At 68.4% G+C, this 2,538-nt stretch carries 4 protein-coding genes; all 4 read right to left on the bottom strand.

The features are described 5' to 3' along the window. On the bottom strand, positions 1-647 hold a 647-nt coding region (locus tag ACLFOB_RS14920; RefSeq protein ID WP_410926607.1), incomplete at its 3' end, for an ATP-binding protein. Beyond that, the gene (locus ACLFOB_RS14915; protein WP_410926606.1) at positions 644-1,162 is read right to left on the bottom strand and encodes a hypothetical protein; all 519 of its coding nucleotides are present in this window, start codon (positions 1,160-1,162) and stop codon (positions 644-646) included. The genes ACLFOB_RS14920 and ACLFOB_RS14915, both read right to left, overlap by 4 nt. Further along, the gene (locus tag ACLFOB_RS14910; protein WP_410926605.1) at positions 1,152-1,925 is read right to left on the bottom strand and encodes a hypothetical protein; all 774 of its coding nucleotides are present in this window, start codon (positions 1,923-1,925) and stop codon (positions 1,152-1,154) included. Before ACLFOB_RS14910 ends, ACLFOB_RS14915 begins: the two co-directional genes overlap by 11 nt. After that, positions 1,922-2,410, bottom strand: coding sequence for a hypothetical protein (locus ACLFOB_RS14905; RefSeq protein ID WP_410926604.1), 489 nt, complete (start codon positions 2,408-2,410; stop codon positions 1,922-1,924). The genes ACLFOB_RS14910 and ACLFOB_RS14905 overlap by 4 nt, the downstream gene beginning before the upstream one ends. Positions 2,411-2,538: the final 128 nt, after the last annotated feature.

Here is a 2,538-nt window from a genome sequence, read left to right as displayed (position 1 = left end):
GTGAGCGTCAGCACCTCGTCGACGATGCCGGGCAGTTCGAGCCCGGTCTTCGATCCGTCGATCTGCGGGACGAAGACCTTGCGATTGAAGTCGTCGAGTTTCTCGTCGAGGATCCCGACGAAGATCACGTTCTTCGCCCGCGTATGCTGCAGATGCGTGAGCCAGGCGATCATCTCTCGCCCGTGCAGCCCGTAGGCCCCGCGGACGTCCGGCTTGCCGGTCTTGTCCGAATGCGCCTCGGGCTGGCCCTTGCACCATTGGAAGCAGAGCCGCCCCGCCACGGTGATCGAGTCGATGAAGACCGTGTCGTACTTCTCCAGCACCTTCGGATCGCCGTACTTCTGGCAGATCGCCTGGTAGTGGTCCTCGCTGTAGGGCTGGTCCTTGCGCAGCGCCGGGTTCGGGCCGCCGATGAACACCGCGAAGTCACGGCATTCCCGCCAGGTGCGCGGGCGGATCGTGTCGATTGCCAGCCCCTCGATGGCGAGATCGCCGGCCTCGAGGTCGAAAAACAGCGAGGTGGTCGAATTGAGCGTGCGCAGGAGCGTGGTCTTGCCGATGCCCGGAGGTCCGAAGATGGCGGCCTTAACGCCGCGCACCTCGGCCAGCCGCTCGTCGGCGGTGATGATCGGGAGCGCGGATGTCATGCCGACACCCCGCTGGGCATCGGGCCAGCACCGGGCCGCTGGAACCAGGATGGGACCGGCTCACCGCCGTCGCTCCTCGCGATGACCGCCTCGTAGAGGACGTCGAGACGATCGGCCTCCGCGAGACATTCCATGCCCTTGCGCCGCATGAACCGGCGGGCGGCATCGAGCTCGTGCGGGGCCGCGATCAGTTCGGGAACAGGCACCTCTTCCTCGCGCTCCGGCACGTAGTAGGAGGGGCGCTGAAGGGGCGCGACATAGGGCCGGAACGACGGATCGATGTCGTCGAAAGCGGACTGAGCCTCGTCCTGCGGCCTGGTGCGCAGCACGCGCTTGACCTCGGAAATGCAGCCGGTGCGCAGAATGGTTGCAGCACCCTCGGCATCGGCCGCGTCGGTCGTCTCGGGGAAAACATCGCGCAGGATGTGATCGACGATCCGCGGGGCGCTGCGGCCAAGCTGCGCGGCAGCCTGCCAGACATGAGCGGCGAATTCGGGGGAATGTTTATCGGGCATCGGCGGCCTCCAGGAGGGTGGTGAGAACGTCCCGGCCGCGGCGCATCTTGGCGATGCTGCGCTCCTGCATCGCGTGGTCCACGTAGCCGGACAGGATGAATTCGGTGCCATGGGCATCGAACTGCTGGGCGATGCGCGTGCAGCAGCCGTCGATCGCTGCGACCGCGTCGAAGGCGGGGTTGGGCTGGTGATGGGGATTGACCGGACGGCGGGCGCTTCCACCGCCGCGCAGCCCCCGCATGGCGGCATCGACCACCATCTTGCGCAGGGCCGCGCGGGTCGGTTCCTCGCCGCGTTCGAGGCGCTCATCGAGGGTGCGGCGCACGAGGCCGGGCTCTGCAGCCTCGGCGTCCCGGATCTGGCGAGCCTCATGGATCTGGTCGCGGCGAAGGCCAAGTTCAGCAGCAGTCGCCGGACAAACGTTGGTCTTCTCGACGTTTGCCCGTTCATACTGGCCAGCCTTGGCCACCTCCCCGCGTGCTTGCGCCGCATCGTATTCATCCGCCAGTCGGCGTTTGGCACGCGCCTCGATCTCGAGGGCATGCGCCTGCGCGCGATGCGCCGCCGCGACGAGATCGTCATGGGCGTTCTTTGCGCGCTGCAGCCGAGCGGCGCGTTTGGCGACATCGTAGGCGAGGCCCGCCATGTCGCGCGCCTCAAGCACCTCTGCGGCGGTCTTCGCCCCCGTGAGCATTGTGGCGGCGCGGTCGATCAGACTGGGCAGATCCTGCGTGTCCGGGGAAATCGGAGCGAGGGAGGTCATTGCCCATCCCCCTGCGGCCGGATCTCGACCTTCAGCGCGCCGGTCTTCACGGTCCGCGCCGGCTCGAAGCCCTGGCGGATCGCATCCGGCCAGGCCGCGTATTTGCGCTCGGGCACCTTGAAGGCGATGTCGACATACTCGGCCGGGTCGTCCCCGGCCGCGCGGATCCGCTCGACCATGGCCGCGAGCCGGGACTGGTCCCACTCGACGCGTTTCGGCAGGTCGGCGACCACGGCGAAATCGCCGTCGTCGAACCGGACCGTGCCGGTATCCTTGGCTTGCGCCTGCCGCTCTTCGGCGGCGCGGGTGGCGTAACGGACCGTCAGCGCGGCATCGAGCCGGGTCTTTGCGGCCTTGTCGCGTTTCAGGCGCTCGTCGATCTCGCGCTGGAGGATGGCCAGCAGTTCGACGGGCAGCGCGGCGATCTCCTGCGGGCTGAGGCCCGGCAGGTCATCGGGCGTAGGGGTGTTCTCGGGATAGGGCATTGGGGTCTCCGGGATGGGGGATGAGGATCAGGCGGCCTCGAGCAGGCGCATCGAGAGCGCCGCACCGGGCGGGCCGGGCTTCGGGCGGGCGACGGCGATGTAGGCGAAGGCGTCGGGGCCGAGCCGGG

This window comes from Rhodosalinus sp. (assembly GCF_046542825.1).
In the GTDB taxonomy this organism is placed as follows: Bacteria; Pseudomonadota; Alphaproteobacteria; order Rhodobacterales; family Rhodobacteraceae; genus Rhodosalinus.
The sequence above is the reverse complement of the archived record's forward strand: the minus strand, read 5'-3'. Positions and strand labels throughout refer to the sequence as shown.

Bases quoted from the DNA above. Each gene is read 5' to 3' on its own strand.
- ACLFOB_RS14915 (WP_410926606.1), bottom strand. From the start codon at position 1,162: ATGCCCGATAAACATTCCCCCGAATTCGCCGCTCATGTCTGGCAGGCT.
- ACLFOB_RS14910 (WP_410926605.1), bottom strand. From the start codon at position 1,925: ATGACCTCCCTCGCTCCGATTTCCCCGGACACGCAGGATCTGCCCAGT.
- ACLFOB_RS14905 (WP_410926604.1), bottom strand. From the start codon at position 2,410: ATGCCCTATCCCGAGAACACCCCTACGCCCGATGACCTGCCGGGCCTC.